An 18,289-nucleotide genomic window follows, 5' to 3' on the forward strand; every position below is an offset into this window, starting at 1 on the left:
TACCATCCAGACGTATCCCGCGGCAACAACGCGGTTGCGACAGGATCAGGGCGCACGGTGCGCCGCAGGGGATCTGAATACGCAACGGCGCGGGCGTCCCCCCCACGGACGTTCGATGCCCCGGCAGCCAGTTTGAAAGCTTGCTCTCCGCCAGCGATGGCGGTCACCGATGACGTCAAGGGTCTAGGCAATGAAGCAAAGCAGCGCGTGGGGCGGCAGGTGCGTTTCCGGATTGGCCGCGTTGGCGGCAGGCGCAGGTGTTCCTGCTCTCGGCTGGGCCCAGTCCGCCGATCCGAAGCCGTGGCAGTTGAACATGGGCCGGGGGGTCACCCAGACCTCGCGCCTGGCGTGGGAGTCGAACATGCTGTCGCTGATCGTGGTCACGGTCATCGGCGTGATCGTCTTCGGTGCGATGGCCTACGCCATCTTCAAGTTCCGCAAATCCAAGGGCGCGGTCGCCGCGACCTTCAGCCACAACACCAAGGCCGAGGTCATCTGGACGGTGATCCCGGTGATCATCCTGGTGGTGATGGCGTGGCCGGCGACGGCCAACCTGATCAAGATGTACGACACCCGCGATGCCGAGATGACCGTCAAGGTCACGGGCTACCAGTGGATGTGGCGCTATGAATACCTGGGCGAAGGCGTGGACTTCACCAGCCGCCTGGATCGCGAATCCGACCGCATGCGCCAGAGTGGCAAGGTGCCCACCCGCGAGAGCAACCCGCACTACCTGCTCGATGTGGACAACCGGCTGGTGCTGCCGGTGGATACCAAGGTGCGTTTCGTCATCACGTCCGACGACGTGATCCATGCCTGGTGGGTACCGGCGCTGGGCTGGAAACAGGATGCGATCCCGGGCTTCATCAACGAAGCCTGGACCAGCATCGACACCCCCGGCGTATACCGCGGCCAGTGCGCCGAACTGTGCGGCAAGGACCACGGCTTCATGCCGATCGTGGTGGAGGCCGTGTCCAAGGACGAATTCAAGCGCTGGCTGGCCCAGAAGAAGCCGGCGCCTGCCGCGGCTCCCGCTGCGCCCGCCACGCCGACGTCACCGGAGCCCACGACCCCGGCTGGCGACGGCAGCGCGCCACGGCAACCGGTGACCCCGGCCGAGCCCGCTTCCGCACCGGTCCCGGCGCCCACCACCGACGCCTGACCCAACCACCCGTGGCCGCACCGCGGCCACCGTGACAAATCGATCTGAGAGGTGTTTTGCAATGGCGCACTCGGCAGTTGGGCACGACGACCACCACGGCCCTACGCAGGGGTTCTTCGCACGTTGGTTCTTCAGCACCAACCACAAGGACATCGGCACGCTGTACCTGCTTTTCAGCTTCGTCATGTTCATCATCGGCGCGGCGATGAGCGTGGTCATCCGCACCGAACTGGCGCAACCCGGCCTGCAGTTCGTCAAGCCGGAATTCTTCAACCAGATGACCACCATGCACGCGCTGGTGATGATCTTCGGCGGGGTGATGCCGGCCTTCGTCGGCCTGGCCAACTGGATGATCCCGTTGCAGATCGGTGCACCGGACATGGCGCTGCCGCGCATGAACAACTGGTCGTTCTGGCTGTTGCCGGTGGCCTTCAGCCTGCTGCTGGTCACCCTGTTCCTGCCCGGTGGCGCACCGGCCGGTGGCTGGACGCTGTACCCGCCGCTGTCGCTGCAGGGCGGCTACAACGTGGCGTTCACCGTGTTCGCCATCCACGTAGCCGGTATCAGTTCCATCATGGGCGCGATCAACATCATCGCCACCGTGCTGAACATGCGCGCACCTGGCATCGATCTGCTGAAGATGCCGATCTTCTGCTGGGCCTGGCTGATCACCGCCTTCCTGCTGATCGCGGTGATGCCCGTGCTGGCCGGTGCGGTGACCATGCTGCTGACCGACAAGTTCTTCGGCACCAGCTTCTTCAATGCGGCCGGCGGCGGCGACCCGGTGATGTTCCAGCACATCTTCTGGTTCTTCGGTCATCCGGAGGTGTACATCATGATCCTGCCCGCCTTCGGCGTGGTCAGCGAGATCATCCCCACCTTCAGCCGCAAGCCGTTGTTCGGCTACCAGGCGATGGTCTACGCGACCGCCGCCATCGCCTTCCTGTCCTTCATCGTCTGGGCCCACCACATGTTCACCGTGGGCATGCCCCTGGGCGGTGAGATCTACTTCATGTTCGCCACCATGCTGATCTCCATTCCCACCGGGGTGAAGGTGTTCAATTGGGTCAGTACGATGTGGCGCGGTTCGTTGACCTTCGAAGCCCCGATGCTGTGGTCGGTGGCCTTCGTCATCCTGTTCACCATCGGCGGTTTCTCCGGCCTGATGCTGGCCATCGTGGCGGCTGATTTCCAGTACCACGACACCTACTTCGTGGTCGCGCATTTCCATTACGTCCTGGTCACCGGCGCGGTGTTCGGGCTGATCGCTGCGGTGTACTACTGGTGGCCGAAGTGGACCGGGCGCATGTACAGCGAGAGGTGGGCCCGCGTGCACTTCTGGTGGTCCATCGTCTTCGTCAACCTGCTGTTCTTCCCGCAGCACTTCCTCGGCCTGGCCGGCATGCCGCGGCGCATCCCCGATTACAGCGTGGCCTTCGCCGACTGGAACCTGATCAGTTCCATCGGTGCCTTCGGCATGTTCGTCACCCCCTTCATGATGGCGGCCATCCTGCTGTGGTCACTGCGCCATGGTGAAAGGGCTGCCGCACGCAGCTGGGAAGGCGCGCGCGGACTGGAGTGGACGGTGCCGTCACCGGCGCCGGCGCATACCTTCACCACGCCACCGGTCATCCGCCCGGGTGACCTGGCCCACGACGACATCAGTCACTGAGGTGCGTGATGCATGACACCGACACGTCCACCGCCATGGCCCTGCAGCGCAGGCGCGCACGCCGCACCGCGCTGTGGGTGGGGGCGATCGCGGTGCTGGTGTACGCCGGCTTCATCCTCAGCGGAGTGATCGGGCGATGAACACGCCGCACGACACGGCGCCCGCACCGTCCCGGCATGCCGGCCTGCCGCGCCTGATCGGCGTGGCGGTAGCCGTGTTCCTGCTGACGTTTTCGCTGGTACCGCTGTACCGAATCGCCTGCGAAAAGGTCTTTGGCGTGCGCCTTGAACGCGGCCCGGGGGCGCAGGCCAGCCTGGGCGCGGCGGGCGGCAAGCGCACCGTGCGCGTGGAATTCGACGGCGGGGTGAACTCCCAGTTGCCGTGGGCCTTCCATCCCGAACAACTGACCATGGACGTGGTGCCCGGCGAGCTCAACGAAGCGCTGTATTTCGCCCGTAACGAAAGCAGTATCGCCATCGTCGGCAGTGCCGTGCCCTCTGTCGCACCGGCACGCGCATCGGGATATTTCAGCAAGACCGAGTGCTTCTGCTTCACCGCACAGACCCTGCAGGCCGGCGAGAAACGCGACATGCCGGTGCGCTTCATCGTTGATCCCGACCTGCCGCCGGAAATCCGCACCATCACCCTGTCCTATACCTTCTACAAGAACGACGCGCTCTCCGCGCGCCTGGCACCGGCGACCGTGCCGGCCACCGCGCACGCCGCGCCCTGAGCGCAACGAACCGGACACCGACCATGGCCCAGCTTCCCTCCGACGCCAACGTGTACTACGTCCCCACCCATAGCCGCTGGCCGTTCATAGGGTCCATCGCGATGATGGTGACCATGGTGGGCGTCGCCAGCTGGCTCAACGATGCCACGTGGGGCCGCTGGACCTTCTTCGCAGGCCTGGCGATGCTGGTGCTCACCTTGTTCTGGTGGTTCAGCGACGTGGTGCGCGAATCGCAGGCCGGCCGCTACAACGTGCAGGTGGATGGCTCGTTCCGGATGGGAATGGTGTGGTTCATCTTCTCCGAAGTCATGTTCTTCGGTGCCTTCTTCGGCGCGCTGTTCTATACCCGCGCGCTGGGCCTGCCATGGCTGGGCGGCGAGGGCGACGGGGTGATGACCAACGAATTGCTGTGGCAGGGCTACTCGGCGGGCTGGCCAACCAACGGGCCGGCGGCGATCGGCGGGCAGTTCCAGACCATTCCGGCGTGGGGCCTGCCGCTGATCAACACGCTGATCCTGCTGACCTCCGGCGTCACCCTGACCATCGCCCACCACGCATTGAAGGCCGGCCATCGCCGCCAGCTGCTGACCTGGCTGGGCATTACCGTGGTGCTGGGGCTGGTGTTCCTGACCCTGCAGGCAGAGGAGTACATCCACGCGTACACCGAGCTCAACCTCACGATGGGGTCGGGCATCTACGGCTCCACGTTCTTCATGCTGACCGGCTTCCACGGGGCGCACGTGCTGCTCGGCACGATCATGCTGGCGGTGATGTGGCTGCGCGCAGCGAAGGGGCACTTCACCCGCGACAATCATTTCGGCTTCGAAGCCGCCGCGTGGTACTGGCACTTCGTCGACGTGGTGTGGCTGATGCTGTTCCTGTTCGTCTACGTGCTTTGACCGCGGCGTCGATGCACTCAGCGGCCAACGCCGTGCGGCTGGATCCAGCCGCCCAGGATGCCGATGACCACCAGCAGGATCAGCGCCACCGATACCGCGATGCGACGGGTCAGGGCGTTGACGGTGCGCTTGGTCTGCCCCCGATCCACCAGCAGGTAGTACAGGCCCGCGCCCAGGTTCCAGACGATGACGATGAGGAACGCGATCACCAGCAGGGTCTTCAGCGAATCGTTCATGCGCAGCTCGATGGCGGGGCGGATGGCCCTATCTGACCGCGTTTCCGGTCGTTTGTCATGACGCGTCGGCACACACGCCCGCTGGGGTGGGCACTGGCGGTGGGGGCGATGGTGGTTTTCTGCCTGCTGGGTCGCTGGCAGTTGCAGCGCATGCACGAAAAGCAGCACCTGCTGGATGCGCAGGTGGCCGCATCCGCGCAGCTTCCGATGCCGCTGGACCGCGCACTGGCGGCGCCGGGCGTCGTGCACAGGGTCATCGATGACGGACGCTTCCTGCCCGGTCTGGTACTGCTGGACAACCAGATGCGCCACGGTCGTGCCGGGGTGAAGCTGTATCGCCCGTTCCGCAGCGAGCGGGGAGCCGTGGTGCTGGTCGACCTTGGCTGGCGGCCGCTGCCTGCAGACCGCGCCCTGCCCGAGGTGCCATCGCCGCCGTCGCCGGTCGCCGTGCGTGGACTGCTGGCCCCTGCGCCTGCGCCGGGATTGGCCCTGGGGCCGGTATTCAACGCAGCGGGTCCACAGCGCTGGCTGGCCAGTCGCCTGCATACCGATGCGCTGGCACCGGTGCTGGGCCTGCCGACGCTGCCTGCGCGCGTGCTGCGGCTGGATCCGGCGCTGCCCTTCGGCGACGAGCGCGACCTCGACCTGCTGCCCAACACCCTGCCGCCGCAGCGCCATCTGGGCTACGCCGTGCAGTGGTTCGCCCTGGCGCTGACCGTGCTGCTGGTGGCGCTGGTTCTGGAATGGCGCCGCCGCCGTTTCCCCCGGTAGCGCCGAGCCATGCTCGGCGAGCGCTGCGGCAACGTCCCACCCACCGGCACACCCCCTCCCGACATGAGAAAATACCGCCCATGAACGCTGCTTCGTCACCGCAGGAAACCGCGCGCGGCCACGGTCGCCGCACGTTGCTGCTGCTGTTCGCCGTGTTCTTCGGCGCCATGGCATTGGCCGGCGTGCTGCGCTTCACGGGCTGGCAGCCTGCCGCCCATAAAAACGTGGGCCAGCTGCTGCAGCCGCCAGTGGACCTGCGCGGGCAACCACCGCAGTTGGCCAGCGGCGCCCCGTATCCGTGGAAGGGCGAAAAAAAGATCTGGCGCATCCTTGTCGCGCCGCCGACCACCTGCGCCGAACAGTGCGTCACTTTGTCGCAGGGACTGGCCAAGGTGTGGCAGCTGTTCGGCCATAACGCCGATAATGTCGACATCCTCTGGCTGGGAACGCCGCCGGCGCCCCTCGCTGGAACCCCCGCACTGCGCGCGCTGGCTCCCTCGCCGGCACTGCGCGCTGCTTTGCCCGGTGTCGATGACCCGTCCGGCGTGCCGGTCTATGTCGTCGACCCGAACGGCTTCGTGATCCTGCGCCATGCGCCCGGCACCGACCTCGGTGGCCTGCGCAAGGACTTGTCCACGTTGCTGAAACTGAAGTGAGTCCCGTTAGATGAGTCTTTCCACGCGTCCGGCGCTGCACCGCAATTTCCACCGCCTGGCGTGGTTCGCGATGATCATGACCGCGAGCACCATCCTGTTCGGTGCCTTCGTGCGCCTGTCCGATGCCGGACTGAGCTGCCCGGACTGGCCGACCTGTTATGGGCAGGCCACGTGGCCGCAGCACGTGGAAGAAACCATCGGACACCCGGCGGCGGAGATCCGTCCGCTGGAGACGCACAAAGCCTGGCGCGAGCAGGTACATCGCTTCCTCGCCGGCGCGCTGGGCATCGAGATTCTTACCCTGGCCCTGCTGGCCACGCGTCGCCGTCGCCTCGGCAGCACGGCGGTCGTCACCGCCTGCGCACTGGTGGCGGCGGGCATACCGCTGTACATGACCGGCTGGCATGCAACGGCCAGCGTGCTGGCCCTCACCGGTGAGGTGATCCTGCTGATCGCCGCGTTCCGCTGGAGCAACAGCGACCTGGCGCGCGCGGCGGTGCTGACCCTGGCGGTGGTGATCTTCCAGGCGCTGCTCGGCATGTGGACGGTCACCTGGCTGCTCAAGCCGATCGTGGTGATGGGCCATCTGCTGGGGGGCATGCTGATGTTCGCGATGCTGGCCTGGATGGCGTGGCGCGCGACCCACCTGCCCATCACCCTGGCCGAAGCGCCGAAGCTGAAATGGCTGCTGCGCATCGGCATCACCGTGCTGACCGCGCAGATTGCGCTGGGTGGCTGGGTCAGTGCGAACTACGCCGCGCTCGCCTGCGGCGGTGGCAGCCTGTCACTGGACAATTTCCCGCGCTGTGCCAACCAGTGGTGGCCACAGCAGAACTTCGCCGAAGGCTTCACCCTGTGGCGTGGCATCGGCGTCGATTACGAAGGCGGCATCCTCGACGGAGCATCGCGCATTGCCATCCAGATGGGCCACCGCATGTTCGCCATCGTGGTGGCGCTCTACCTGGTGTGGCTGGGCATCCGCTTGTTCCGCACGCCGAGCATGCGCGGCTGGGCCGTGACGCTGGTCGTGGCACTGGTCGCGCAGATCAGCCTGGGCGTCGCCAACGTCAAGATGGCGCTGCCGTTGCCGGTGGCCGTGCTGCACAACGGCGGTGCCGTGGTGCTGTTGTTCGTGATGGTCAGCCTGCTGGCCCGACTGCGGGCACCGGACTGACGCCATGGCCAATTATCGTCAGTACTGGGACCTGACCAAGCCCAAGGTCGTCGCCCTCATCGTATTCACCGCGCTGGTCGGCATGGTGCTCGCCATCCCCGGTGTCCCCAGCTGGGAGCAGGTCCGCCTCGGTGCCTTGGGCTTCTTCGGCATCTGGTTGGCGGCGTCGGCAGCGGCGGCCATCAACCAACTGCTGGATGCCAAGATCGACGCACAGATGGCGCGTACGTCATGGCGCCCGCTGGTGGTCGGCAAGGTCAAGCCGTGGCAGGTGCTCGCTTTCGCGGGTGCGCTGATCGTGCTGTCGATGACCATCCTGGTGGTGTGGGTGAATGTCATCACCGCGATCCTCACCTTCGCCTCGCTGATCGGCTATGCGGTGATCTACACCGTGTACCTGAAGCGCGCGACCTCGCAGAACATCGTCATCGGTGGACTGGCCGGCGCGATGCCGCCGATGCTCGGCTGGGCCGCCGTGACTGGCATGCAGACCTCCGCCGACTGGTGGTACTCCGCGCTGCTGGTGCTGATCATCTTCATCTGGACGCCGCCGCATTTCTGGGCGCTGGCGATCTTCCGCCGCGAAGACTACGCCAAGGCGAAGATCCCGATGCTGCCGGTCACCCACGGCGTGGTGCATACCCGCAAGCAGATCCTGGCGTACTCGATCGTGCTCGCCCTCATCTGCGTGCTGCCGTACGTGGTTGGCATGAGCGGTCCGTTCTACCTGGGCGGCGCGATCGTGCTCAACGCCGTGTTCCTCTGGTACGCCTGGCGCATGCAGAACCCGCCGGACGAACTGTTCTCGATGAAGATGTTCAACTGGTCGGTGGTCTACCTGATGGCGCTGTTCGCGTTCCTGCTGGTGGACCACTGGATCCTGCCCTGGCTGTAACGCGCTGATCCCAGCGGGGTGTGCTAACGGCCAGCGGCCGTCACTACCGGGAGCCTGCGCGTCGGCCCGGCGCGCGCTGCTGATGCTTCGGCTCTGGTAGCGCCGAGCCACGCTCGGCGGAATGTGTCAGACGTCCGTGCAAACAGCCGCCGAGCATGGCTCGGCGCTACCGCCTCGATCTTGAATCACGCACACAACGTCGCCACTCCTTGCATCACGACCCGAAGGAAGCGAGGTGGCGCGGATGTCCCGATGGATGCGATTTGGCTGCACTTTGCTGATCAGCTTGCTGCTTGCAAACCGCGCGCTGGCTGACGAATCGATCGCTGCGCAGATCCGGGAGCACGCTGGCGCTCATCGTCTGCTGGTGCTCGGGGAAATGCATGGCACACGCGAAACACCGCAGTTGCTGCAGCAGATCGTGGAGTCCTACGCCCGACAGGGAATTCCCACTCAGTTGGCATTGGAGTTGCCCACCAGCGAGAACGACGCCCTGCGAACCTATCTGCAGTCCACGGGCGACACGGCTGCGCGTAGTGCCCTGCGGGGTACGAAGTACTGGACGGTGGAGTCGCACCTCCATGACGGACGCCGCAGCCACGACATGCTGGACATGATTGAAGCGCTGCGCGTATTGCGTGAGAGTGGAAACGATATCCAGGTCTACGGCATTGACCACGTGCCGTTGCCTGCCGAGGGCGCACCGCCCGGCACGCGCGATGCCGCCATGGCCAACGACTTGCGCGAACGGTATAACGCCTTGCCTGCAAACGCGCGTCTGCTGGTACTGATTGGGAATGTGCACGGCATGCGCAGTCAGCCCAGCATGATTACCTACCCGCCCATGGCCTCACTGCTTGTCGACCTGGATCAGTACAACGTCCGCATCGAGGCGCGCACCGGCGAGTTCTGGGGCTGTCGCGGCTACCGCCGATGCGGAAGCCAACCGATCCCACCCTTTCTGGGCGCATCGCCACGCACCGATAAGGGCTCCGACCGCAGCTACGACCTGTGGGTCTGGCTGCCGCGCTTCACCGTCGCCCGCCTGCTCGACTGACGGCCAGCGGCCGTCACTACCGGAAGCCGGTTCTAGTGGCGCCGGGCCACGCTCGCGGAAAGTGTCAGGCCGTCCGTGCAAACAGCCGCCGAGCATGGCTCGGCGCTACCGGGTTATCGGGCTTTTTTGGCGTAGCGCTGGGCGATGATGCTTCGGCTCTGGTAGCGCCGAGCCACGCTCGGCGGAATGTGTCAGACGTCCGTGCAGACAGCCGCCGAGCATGGCTCGGCGCTACCGGGCTATCGGGCTTTTTTGGCGTAGCGCTGGGCGATGATGCTTCGGCTCTGGTAGCGCCGAGCCACGCTCGGCGGAATGTGCCAGACGTCCGTGAAGACAGCCGCCGAGCATGGCTCGGCGTTACCGGGATACCGGGTTACCGGGTTTCTCTGGCGTAGCGCTGGGCGATGATGCCGCACACGATCAACTGGATCTGGTGGTAGATCATCACCGGCAGCACGATCGCGCCGAGGCTGCCGCCGGCAAACAGCACCTTGGCGATCGGAATGCCGGTGGCCAGGCTTTTCTTCGAGCCGCAGAACACGATCGCGATCTCGTCTTCGCGACTGAATTTCAGGCGGCGCGCGATGAAGGTGATCAGCGGCATCGCGATGCCCAGGATCACCGCCGCCACCACGGCCACGGTGAACAGTGAAAGCAGCGGGGTCTTCGACCACAGGCCCTCGGTCACCGCTGCACCGAAGGCGGAATACACCACCAGCAGGATGGTGGCCTGGTCGGTGTAGCGCAGCAGCGCGCGCTGGCGTTCCACCCAGCCGGCGATCCACGGTCGCAGCAGATGGCCGGCCACGAACGGCACCAGCAACTGCAGCATGATGCCGCCGATGGCCTCCAGCGGATTGTGGATGCCGCCCTGCGTACCGGCCAGTGCGGTCAGCAGCAGCGGCGTCAGGAACACGCCAAGGATGGACGACAGCGACGCGCTGCACACGGCTGCCGGCACGTTGCCGCGCGCCATCGAAGTGAACGCGATCGACGACTGCACGGTGGAGGGCAGGGTGCACAGGAACAACACGCCCAGGTACAGCTCCGGCGTCAGCAGCCACCCGGACAGCGGATGGAACAGCAGCCCGATCAACGGGAACAGCACGAACGTGCAGGCCAGGATCAGCAGGTGCAGTCGCCAGTGCAGCAGGCCGCCGATCACCGCTTCGCGCGGCAGTCGCGCGCCGTGCAGGAAGAACAGCAGGCCGATCGCTACATTGGTGACATCATCCAGGACCATCGCCGCGGCCCCGGTCATCGGCAGCAGTGAGGCCAGCAGTACGGTGCCGAGCAGGGCGAGGGTGAAGTTGTCCGGTCGCAGTCGCGACCACCAGCGTGTCATGTCGGGCAGGCTCCTTGGCGGGTGCCCACGCGATCAGATGCGCAGGCTGGCGCGGGCCTTGAGCAGCTCGCGCATTTCGAATTTGTCAGTATCGTCCAAGCCGTGTTGTCGCTGCTTGGCGTTAAGGTCTTCGATGCGCTGGAACAACAGCTGCTTCTCCAGCTGACCTACCGCGTCGTGCAGCTCTTCGGTCCACAGGGTTTCATCGCCCGCCATGCTCTGCGCGGCCAGCGTATGCAGCGATGCCTGCTCCTCGCGGCCGTCGAAGTGCTCCAGCAAGGCGCCGGTGCTGATGTCCGGACGCTGCTCGACCAGCGACAGCAACTCCAGCAGCAGCTCTACGCCGGGCAGCCGCAGGCCATGGAAATGGTGGCGACCGCCGAGGGACATCGCCAGCGAGGGTTGCTGCAGCAGGATCGCGATCGCGGCGCGCACCAGGCTGCGTTTGGCCACCGGGGCGATCGGACGGCCAGCCAGTCGCGGCTGCGGCACCGCGCGCTGGGCAGCGTTGGCACCCAGCCCGGTCACCATCGACAGCTGCTGTTTCATCAGGTCACCGAAGGCGCCATCCGGGATCTGCGCCAGCATCGGCTTGGCCCGCTCAGCCAGGCGTGCCTTGCCGTCCAGCGTGCCTAGGTTGATCTCGCGCGACAGCTCGTCGAAGAAGAACTGCGACAGCGGCGTGGCCGCCTTCAGCCGTGCATCAAAGGCCTCGGCGCCTTCCTTGCGCACGATGGTGTCCGGATCTTCGCCGTCGGGCAGGAACAGGAAAAACGCCTGTCGGCCATCTTTCATGCGCGGCAACACCGATTCCAGCGCCTTCCAGCCCGCGCGGCGTCCAGCGGCATCGCCATCGAAGCAGAAGAACACATCCGGCGCGTTGCGGAACAGCAGCTCGGCGTGGTCCGGCGTGGTCGCCGTGCCCAGCGTCGCCACCGCCTGGGTGACGCCGAACTGGAACAGCGAGACCACGTCCATGTAGCCCTCGACCACGATCAACCGTTCGATCTTCTGGTTGGCCTGGCGCACCTGCCACAACCCGTACAGCTCGCGCCCCTTGTGGAACAGCGCGGTCTCCGGCGAGTTGAGGTACTTCGGGCCATCGTCTTTTTCGAAGACACGGCCACCAAAGGCGATCACCCGGCCACGGCGGTCGAAGATCGGGAACATCACCCGGTCGCGGAACTTGTCGTAGACATGGCCGCGGTCGTTTTTGGAAAACAGGCCGGCGCGGTCCAGCAGCTTCATCCGCCGCTCGTCTTTGCCCAGTGCATCGCGCAGCCCGCTGTAGCCATCCGGCGCATATCCGATCTGGAAGCGCGCGCGGTTCTCTTCGTCCACGCCACGGCCGTCCAGATAGCTGCGTGCCTTCTCGCTGTCCTCCAGATTCTTCTGGAAGAAGCGCGCGGCAGCGTCCAGGGCCGAATACAGTTCGCGCCCCTCATCCTGTTGCTGCGCGTTGCGCGGGTTCTCGTTGCGCGGCACTTCCATGCCGACCCGCTTGGCCAGCTCGTCCACCGCGTCGAGGAACTCGAGGCGGTCGTAATTCATCAGGAAGCTGATCGCGGTGCCATGCGCGCCGCAGCCGAAGCAGTGATAGAACTGCTTGGTCGGGGACACCGTGAACGAGGCCGAGCGTTCGTCATGGAACGGGCAGCGTGCCGCGTATTCCTTGCCTTGGCGCTTCAGGGGAACGCGACTGCCCACCACTTCGACGATGTCGGAGCGGGCAAGCAGGTCGTCGATGAACGCGTCGGGGATGCGGGCCATGGCCACCAGCAGGTGCACGGCCAGGGCGGCCGCGCGGGGCAGAAAGATCAGGCCCCTAGTTTACCTGTTGGCGACGGTCTCGCCCGGCTCTGGCGGTGTGATGCCGGCGGCGGCCAGATGGGTACGCGCGCGCAGGCGCTCGTCGATCACCGAGGTCATCACCGCACCCACGAAGAACACCACCATCGCGTAGTAGATCCAGACCAGCGAGATCACCAGTGCGCCCATTGATCCATACGCACTGCCCGGCGCAACCTGGGCGATGTATACGCCGATGCCGTAGCGACCCAAGGCGAACAGCGCCGACGTGATGGCGCCGCCGATGAAGGCCTGTCGCCACGCCACGCGTCGGTCGGGCAGGTAGTGGTACATGAAGGCGAAGGCCACGGTGTACAGCAGCAGGGTGCTGAGGTAACCCAGTGCCGGCAGCAGCGAGGGCAGCTGGGCAAACGCCACCTGCAGCATCGTGGTGGCGGTCATGGAGACGACCAGCAGGAAGCCCAGCGCCAGCACCACGCCGAAGGAGAAAACACGCTTGCGCAGCCACGCCGCCAAGCCATCCAGGCGCTCGCCACTGGTGCGGAAGATGAGGTTCAGTGCGTTCTGCAACTGCGCGAAGACCGCGGTGGCACCGATGAACAACAACAACGTGCTCCAGATGCCGGCCAGCGATCCGATGTTGGGCTGGTTGTCGGCGTTCTTCAGCACGGTCTCGGCGACCGTCGCCACGCTGCTGCCGGCCGCCGTTGCGATCTGATCAACCAGCGCCTGCTGTGCGGGCGGATACAGCGAGGCGGTCAGCCACAGCAGCAGCACCAGCAGCGGGGCCATCGACAGCAAGGCATAGAACGAGACTGCGGCGGCCTGGCTCAGTACGTCGACTTCGATGAAGCGGTTGATCACCGCCATCGGGAAGCTGCGCTGCAGCCGGTCGACATATTTGCGCAGCGGCGCGGGCACAGGACTGTGCGCGGTGGCGGCGGTGGCGGCGGTGGCGGCGGTGGCGGGGGGGGTGTGGGTCGGATCGGACATGCGGGCTGTTTTACCAGCCGCAGGTCGAAGAAAGGGTGAAGCGCGAAGCGAAGGTAGCGCCGAGCCCTGCTCGGCGGCTTTCCCTTGAAGCGTTCTGACCCTGTCCGCCGAGCGTGGCGCGGCGGCACCAGGGCAGAAGTGCGCAGGCGTTTACGTCAGCCCGCGAGCTGCTGCTTGACCAGCTTGGACACCAGGCCCATATCGGCCTGGCCGGCAAGCTTCGGCTTCAGCGCGCCCATCAGCTTGCCGATGTCGGCCGGGCTGGCAGCGCCGGTTTCGGCAACGGCCGCCTGGATCGCCGCGATGATCTCCGCTTCGCCCATCTTGGCCGGCAGGTAGCGCTCGATCACCACCATTTCCTCGCGCTCGATCTGTGCCAGATCTTCGCGGTTGGCGGCTTCGTACTGGCTGATCGAGTCCTTGCGCTGCTTGACCATCTTGTCCAGCACGGCAATGACGGCCACGTCGTCCAGTTCGATACGCTCGTCCACTTCCTTCTGCTGGACGGCAGCCTTGATCAGGCGGACCACACCCAGGGTGTGCTTGTCGCCGCTCTTCATGGCGGCCTTCATGTCGTCGTTGAGCTGCAGCTTCATGCTCATGGGGCACCTCGTGTGTCGATGGTCGGGCAGATAGGGGCATCGGGAACCGATTCCCGGGAACGCAAAAAGCCGGCGACGCTTGCGCGTGCCGGCTTCAACCTCACCGCGACAGGCAGGACCTGTCGCCATGAGTGCGTCCGATCAGTACAGGCGCTGACGCTTGGTAACGTCGCGCGACGAACGGCGCAGCTGACGCTTTACTGCAGCAGCAGCCTTGCGCTTACGTTCCTGGGTCGGCTTTTCGTAAAACTCGCGCTTACGGGTTTCGGCCAGCACACCGGCCTTTTCGCAAGTGCGCTTGAAGCGGCGAAGAGCAAACTCAAAAGGTTCGTTCTCGCGGACTTTGACGCTGGGCATGGAATCTCCGGACACTGTGTAGAACCGGGTCTATACCCGGCGAGCCGCACATTATAGCGGCGGTTCGATAAACTGCAAGCGCCCCTGCCTGAATACGGGCCGGTTTTCTTGCATCTCAAGGGACTGCATCGCCCCTGAGGAGCACGCAGGGGGCGCATAATACACCACATGAGAGTCCTGGGTATTGAATCTTCGTGCGATGAGACCGGCGTGGCGGTGTATGACACCGACCTGACCGGCATCGAGGCCCTGCGCGCCCACGCGGTGTACAGCCAGATCGCGTTGCACGCCGAGTACGGCGGGGTGGTGCCTGAACTGGCCAGCCGTGACCATGTGCGCAAGTTGCTGCCGCTGATCCGGCAGACGCTGGACGAGGCCGGGATGGGCGTCAACGACATCGACGGGGTGGCCTACACGGCCGGCCCCGGGCTGGTCGGCGCGTTGCTGGTCGGTGCCGGCGTGGCCCGTTCGCTGGCATGGGCATTGGACGTGCCGGCGGTGGGTGTACACCATATGGAAGGCCATCTGCTGGCTCCGCTGATGGAAGACGACCCGCCGCAGGCCCCGTTCGTGGCGCTGCTGGTATCCGGTGGCCATACCCAGCTGGTGGCGGTGGACGCCATCGGCCGGTATCGCTTGCTGGGTGAGACCCTGGACGATGCCGCCGGCGAAGCCTTCGACAAGACCGCCAAGATGATGGGGCTGCCGTATCCGGGCGGTCCGCAGTTGGCCGCGCTGGCCGAACAGGGGCGTCCGGGCGCGTTCCGCTTCTCGCGGCCGATGACCGACCGGCCCGGGCTGGATTTCAGTTTTTCCGGATTGAAGACCCAGGTGCTGCTGGCATGGCGCGACAGTGACCAGACCGAGCAGACCCGTGCCGACATCGCCCGCGGCTTTGAAGACGCGGTGGTGGAAACACTGGTGATCAAATGCGGCCGCGCGCTGGAGGCGGCAGGCACCAATGTCATCGTCGTGGCCGGTGGCGTGGGGGCGAACAAACGCCTGCGCGTGCGCCTGCAGGAGATGGCGTCCAAGCTGGGCGGCCGTGCCTGTTTTCCGCGTCCGGCGCTGTGCACCGACAACGGCGCGATGATCGCCTTCGCCGGCGCGCTGCGGCTGCAGGCCGGCCAGCACACTCCGCCACGCGTGGACGTCACTTCTCGTTGGGACATGGCGACGCTGCCGGCGGTGTAAGGAAAAGCGGTTGTTGATGAGCGTACGTGTGCCGGATTTTCATCGTTTCTTTTGATGGTCATCGATCCAGCGCCCACTGCCGGTCACCGCGGTGCAATACTCTTTCACGCGTTGTCGAATCGTGGAGTAGCCCGTGCTCATGCTTTACCCGAAAGTCGTCGTGACAAGGCAGATGGTGCGTGATGCCAACGAGCGCCTGATAGCGCGTTCTTCGTCCTCTACGGCGCCTGCGTTACACCCCGGCAACGCGCAGTACCCTGTAGTGCTGACCCGCGACATGATCAACCGGGCTGGCAGGATTGCACTCGGTTCGCTGAAACGCGGCTGATGCAGCGGTGGGCGGGCATCTGACCTACGCCAAGCTCGTCAATGACGAAGGTGATATGGCGGGGCATGTCGCATACGCCTTGTACAAACGTGACAAGTTGAAGTTCATCGATGCATTCCGACTGGACAAGGGGCGTTGTCCTACCGAAGACGAACTCGAAGCGTTCATTGTCACGGCGAATCTCAGTCTGCGTGTGTCAGCCTATCGATCCGAGGCAGAGCAGTCGCTTGAGGTATTTGCCCAGGAAGTGCTCGGTGAATCGACGCGTGAGATCGAACTGCGCTATCAGGGCGAGCTATGCCGACGCCTCGCCGAGCGCCGCTCGCTCCCGCGTGCCATCGCCGAGAACCTCGTCGCGAATTTACTGGCTGCCGCTGTTGTCGCATTGTTGGCGGTGATTCTGTACGGCTCGCGCATCGGCTTCGCGAATCTCATTGCCGATGTGTTTGGTTATCGTGCGGTTCCGGCATCTACCAATCTGTCCCCGACGCTTGACCGTGGTGGCCCGGCAGCGCCTGAAATGATCGAATGAGCCGTCGCAGCGGGCTACCCGTTCACGCCCCGTCCCTGCACCCCACGCCCGGTCCCGTTACCATGGCCGCCTCATTCGCTGGGCATCGGGCATGGACAAGGTATTCATCGAAGGGCTGGAAATCGACGCTCTGATCGGCATTTACGATTGGGAGCGCCGTATCCGCCAGACGCTGGTGTTCGACCTGGAAATGGGCTTCGACAATCGCCGCCCGGCTGCCAGCGACAACATCGAGCACACGCTGAACTACAAGGCGGTGAGCAAGCGGCTGGAAGAGTACGTGCGTGCTTCTGACTTCGGCCTGGTGGAAACCCTGGCCGAGCGCTGTGCCGAGATCGTCCTGCAGGAGTTCGATGTGCGCTGGCTGCGGCTGAAACTCAGCAAGCCCGGTGCCGTACGCGGCGCCCGTGCCGTCGGCGTGATCATCGAGCGCGAACGCGCGCCCTGACGCCCGGTAACGCCAACCCCGACAACCCGAAACACAACTGAAACAGCAGGAGACACAACTGATGGTGGATGCGGTAGTAATCGTGAACTGGCTGGACAAGCTGCAGGATTCCCTGGCGCCCTACCCGGGTGCGTACCTCGGCCTGATGCTGTCGGCGCTGGTGATCGCCGCGTTCGTCGCCAACTGGGTCACCAAGCGCATCCTGCTGCGCGGCCTGCGTCGCCTGATCGCCCGCTTGCCCGGTGCCGATTCCGGCCGTGGCAGCAATGTCATGCGGGTGATCGCGCGCCTGTCCAACGTCGTGCCCAGCCAGGTCATCGCCTCCGGCATCACCTATGTACCGGACCTGCCGGCGGGCTTGGTCGCCTTCATCGTCGCCGCCTGCCAGGCATGGGCGATCCTGACCGTCTCGCTGGCGATATCGCATGCGCTCGACGCCGCCAACGATCTGTACGAGCGTCGGCCGGACGCGCGCAACAAGCCGATCAAGGGTTACCTGCAGGTGGCGAAGATCGTCATCTTCGCCATCGCCGGCCTGGCGATCGTGGCCACCCTCGCCGGTGTCGAGCTGCGCTACCTGGTGACCGGCCTGGGTGCCGCCACCGCGGTCCTCATGCTGGTCTTCCAGGACACCATCCTGTCGTTGGTCGCCAGCGTGCAGATCAGCGGCGACGGCCGGATCCGCCTGGGCGACTGGATCGAAATGCCCAGCCAGAATGCCGATGGCGATGTCATCGATATCGCCCTGCATACGGTCACCGTGCAGAACTGGGACAAGACCATCACCACCATCCCGACCAAGAAGCTGGTGACCGAGTCCTTCAAGAACTGGCGCGGCATGCAGGAGTCCGGTGGACGGCGGATCAAACGCTCGCTCTACCTGGACCAGCACAGTGTCGGCTTCATGGCGCCGGAAGTCCGCACCCGCATCGGCCACTTCGCGCTGCTGGGCGACTACCTGAAGACCAAGGAAGAGGAACTGGCGGCCTGGAATGCCGAGCTTCGCGAACGCGGCGCCGACGAGATCAACAGCCGCCGGGTCACCAACCTGGGCACGTTCCGGGCGTACGTGGACCGCTACCTGCGCAGCCACCCCGGTATCAATACGGACATGACCCTGATGGTGCGCCAGCTGGAGCCGACCACCGAGGGCCTGCCGCTGGAGCTGTACTGCTTCACCCGCAGCACGGCATGGGTGGAATATGAGGGCGTGCAGTCCGACATCTTCGACCATTTGCTGGCGGTACTGCCGGCCTTCGGCCTGCGCGTATTCCAGTCATCCAGCGACGCCATGCTGATGACCGCCCGCGACGCTGCCCGCTGATAGGCCGGGTGCTTTAATCTGACCCCCTGGCCCTGCGGCCAACCACACAGACCGGGTCCACATGAACGCAGAAGATGCGCACATATGGACCCGATACCGATA

The 18,289-nt window shown here is 65.3% G+C and carries 20 protein-coding genes; 14 read left to right on the top strand and 6 right to left on the bottom strand.

Annotation, left to right across the window (positions count from 1 at the left end; genetic code table 11):
• The first annotated feature begins 190 nt into the window (after window positions 1-190).
• The 5 genes from coxB (at window position 191) to ABRP17_RS10100 (ending at window position 4,466) form a co-directional block, all read left to right on the top strand.
• Window positions 191-1,162 (top strand): cytochrome c oxidase subunit II, encoded by a 972-nt coding sequence (coxB, locus tag ABRP17_RS10080; protein WP_349984761.1) that lies wholly within the window; start codon window positions 191-193, stop codon window positions 1,160-1,162.
• Window positions 1,163-1,223: 61 nt separating this feature from the next.
• Complete coding sequence (ctaD, locus tag ABRP17_RS10085; RefSeq protein ID WP_188325841.1) at window positions 1,224-2,834, top strand: cytochrome c oxidase subunit I; 1,611 nt, start codon at window positions 1,224-1,226, stop codon at window positions 2,832-2,834.
• An 8-nt stretch (window positions 2,835-2,842) separates the two neighbouring features.
• A complete protein-coding gene (locus tag ABRP17_RS10090; protein ID WP_274603073.1) occupies window positions 2,843-2,974 on the top strand; it encodes a hypothetical protein in 132 nt (43 codons plus the stop codon).
• Entirely contained in the window at window positions 2,971-3,567 is a 597-nt protein-coding gene (locus ABRP17_RS10095) for a cytochrome c oxidase assembly protein (protein WP_188325842.1), read from the top strand. Before ABRP17_RS10090 ends, ABRP17_RS10095 begins: the two co-directional genes overlap by 4 nt.
• Window positions 3,568-3,590: 23 nt before the next feature.
• Entirely contained in the window at window positions 3,591-4,466 is an 876-nt protein-coding gene (locus ABRP17_RS10100; protein WP_192082827.1) for a cytochrome c oxidase subunit 3, read from the top strand.
• A 17-nt stretch (window positions 4,467-4,483) separates the two neighbouring features.
• On the opposite strand, the gene ABRP17_RS10105 is transcribed toward ABRP17_RS10100, so the two are convergent.
• The gene (locus ABRP17_RS10105) at window positions 4,484-4,702 is read right to left on the bottom strand and encodes a twin transmembrane helix small protein (protein WP_188325844.1); all 219 of its coding nucleotides are present in this window, start codon (window positions 4,700-4,702) and stop codon (window positions 4,484-4,486) included.
• A 57-nt stretch (window positions 4,703-4,759) separates the two neighbouring features.
• On the opposite strand from ABRP17_RS10105, the gene ABRP17_RS10110 reads away from it, so the two are divergent.
• From ABRP17_RS10110 to ABRP17_RS10130, 5 genes are all read left to right on the top strand, one after another.
• Complete coding sequence (locus tag ABRP17_RS10110; protein WP_349984760.1) at window positions 4,760-5,473, top strand: SURF1 family protein; 714 nt, start codon at window positions 4,760-4,762, stop codon at window positions 5,471-5,473.
• Between the two features lie 80 nt (window positions 5,474-5,553).
• A complete protein-coding gene (locus tag ABRP17_RS10115) occupies window positions 5,554-6,129 on the top strand; it encodes a hypothetical protein (protein WP_349984759.1) in 576 nt (191 codons plus the stop codon).
• 10 nt (window positions 6,130-6,139) lie between these two features.
• A complete protein-coding gene (locus ABRP17_RS10120; RefSeq protein WP_349984758.1) occupies window positions 6,140-7,303 on the top strand; it encodes a COX15/CtaA family protein in 1,164 nt (387 codons plus the stop codon).
• Between the two features lie 4 nt (window positions 7,304-7,307).
• Window positions 7,308-8,198, top strand: coding sequence for a heme o synthase (gene cyoE / locus ABRP17_RS10125; protein WP_192082831.1), 891 nt, complete (start codon window positions 7,308-7,310; stop codon window positions 8,196-8,198).
• 244 nt (window positions 8,199-8,442) lie between these two features.
• On the top strand, window positions 8,443-9,255 hold the full coding sequence (locus ABRP17_RS10130) for a calcium-binding protein (RefSeq protein WP_349984757.1): 813 nt from the start codon (window positions 8,443-8,445) through the stop codon (window positions 9,253-9,255).
• A 373-nt stretch (window positions 9,256-9,628) separates the two neighbouring features.
• Here ABRP17_RS10130 and ABRP17_RS10135 read toward each other — a convergent pair whose 3' ends face one another.
• The 5 genes from ABRP17_RS10135 to rpsU form a co-directional block, all read right to left on the bottom strand.
• Window positions 9,629-10,600, bottom strand: coding sequence for a bile acid:sodium symporter family protein (locus ABRP17_RS10135; protein ID WP_188325851.1), 972 nt, complete (start codon window positions 10,598-10,600; stop codon window positions 9,629-9,631).
• Window positions 10,601-10,633: 33 nt separating this feature from the next.
• Window positions 10,634-12,370, bottom strand: coding sequence for a DNA primase (gene dnaG, locus ABRP17_RS10140; RefSeq protein ID WP_349984756.1), 1,737 nt, complete (start codon window positions 12,368-12,370; stop codon window positions 10,634-10,636).
• 60 nt (window positions 12,371-12,430) lie between these two features.
• Window positions 12,431-13,402, bottom strand: coding sequence for a YihY/virulence factor BrkB family protein (locus ABRP17_RS10145; protein ID WP_372486749.1), 972 nt, complete (start codon window positions 13,400-13,402; stop codon window positions 12,431-12,433).
• Window positions 13,403-13,557: 155 nt separating this feature from the next.
• Entirely contained in the window at window positions 13,558-14,004 is a 447-nt protein-coding gene (locus tag ABRP17_RS10150) for a GatB/YqeY domain-containing protein (protein ID WP_192095910.1), read from the bottom strand.
• A 141-nt stretch (window positions 14,005-14,145) separates the two neighbouring features.
• On the bottom strand, window positions 14,146-14,361 hold the full coding sequence (rpsU, locus tag ABRP17_RS10155; RefSeq protein WP_002808376.1) for a 30S ribosomal protein S21: 216 nt from the start codon (window positions 14,359-14,361) through the stop codon (window positions 14,146-14,148).
• A 168-nt stretch (window positions 14,362-14,529) separates the two neighbouring features.
• Between rpsU and tsaD the strand changes: the two genes are divergently transcribed.
• From tsaD to ABRP17_RS10175, 4 genes are all read left to right on the top strand, one after another.
• On the top strand, window positions 14,530-15,555 hold the full coding sequence (tsaD, locus tag ABRP17_RS10160) for a tRNA (adenosine(37)-N6)-threonylcarbamoyltransferase complex transferase subunit TsaD (RefSeq protein WP_349984755.1): 1,026 nt from the start codon (window positions 14,530-14,532) through the stop codon (window positions 15,553-15,555).
• Between the two features lie 335 nt (window positions 15,556-15,890).
• Entirely contained in the window at window positions 15,891-16,415 is a 525-nt protein-coding gene (locus tag ABRP17_RS10165) for a hypothetical protein (RefSeq protein ID WP_349984754.1), read from the top strand.
• Window positions 16,416-16,506: 91 nt separating this feature from the next.
• On the top strand, window positions 16,507-16,863 hold the full coding sequence (gene folB, locus ABRP17_RS10170; protein WP_349984753.1) for a dihydroneopterin aldolase: 357 nt from the start codon (window positions 16,507-16,509) through the stop codon (window positions 16,861-16,863).
• A 61-nt stretch (window positions 16,864-16,924) separates the two neighbouring features.
• The gene (locus ABRP17_RS10175) at window positions 16,925-18,187 is read left to right on the top strand and encodes a mechanosensitive ion channel family protein (RefSeq protein ID WP_188325857.1); all 1,263 of its coding nucleotides are present in this window, start codon (window positions 16,925-16,927) and stop codon (window positions 18,185-18,187) included.
• Window positions 18,188-18,289: the final 102 nt, after the last annotated feature.

This window comes from Stenotrophomonas sp. WHRI 8082, from assembly GCF_040223995.2.
In the GTDB taxonomy this organism is placed as follows: domain Bacteria; phylum Pseudomonadota; class Gammaproteobacteria; order Xanthomonadales; family Xanthomonadaceae; genus Stenotrophomonas.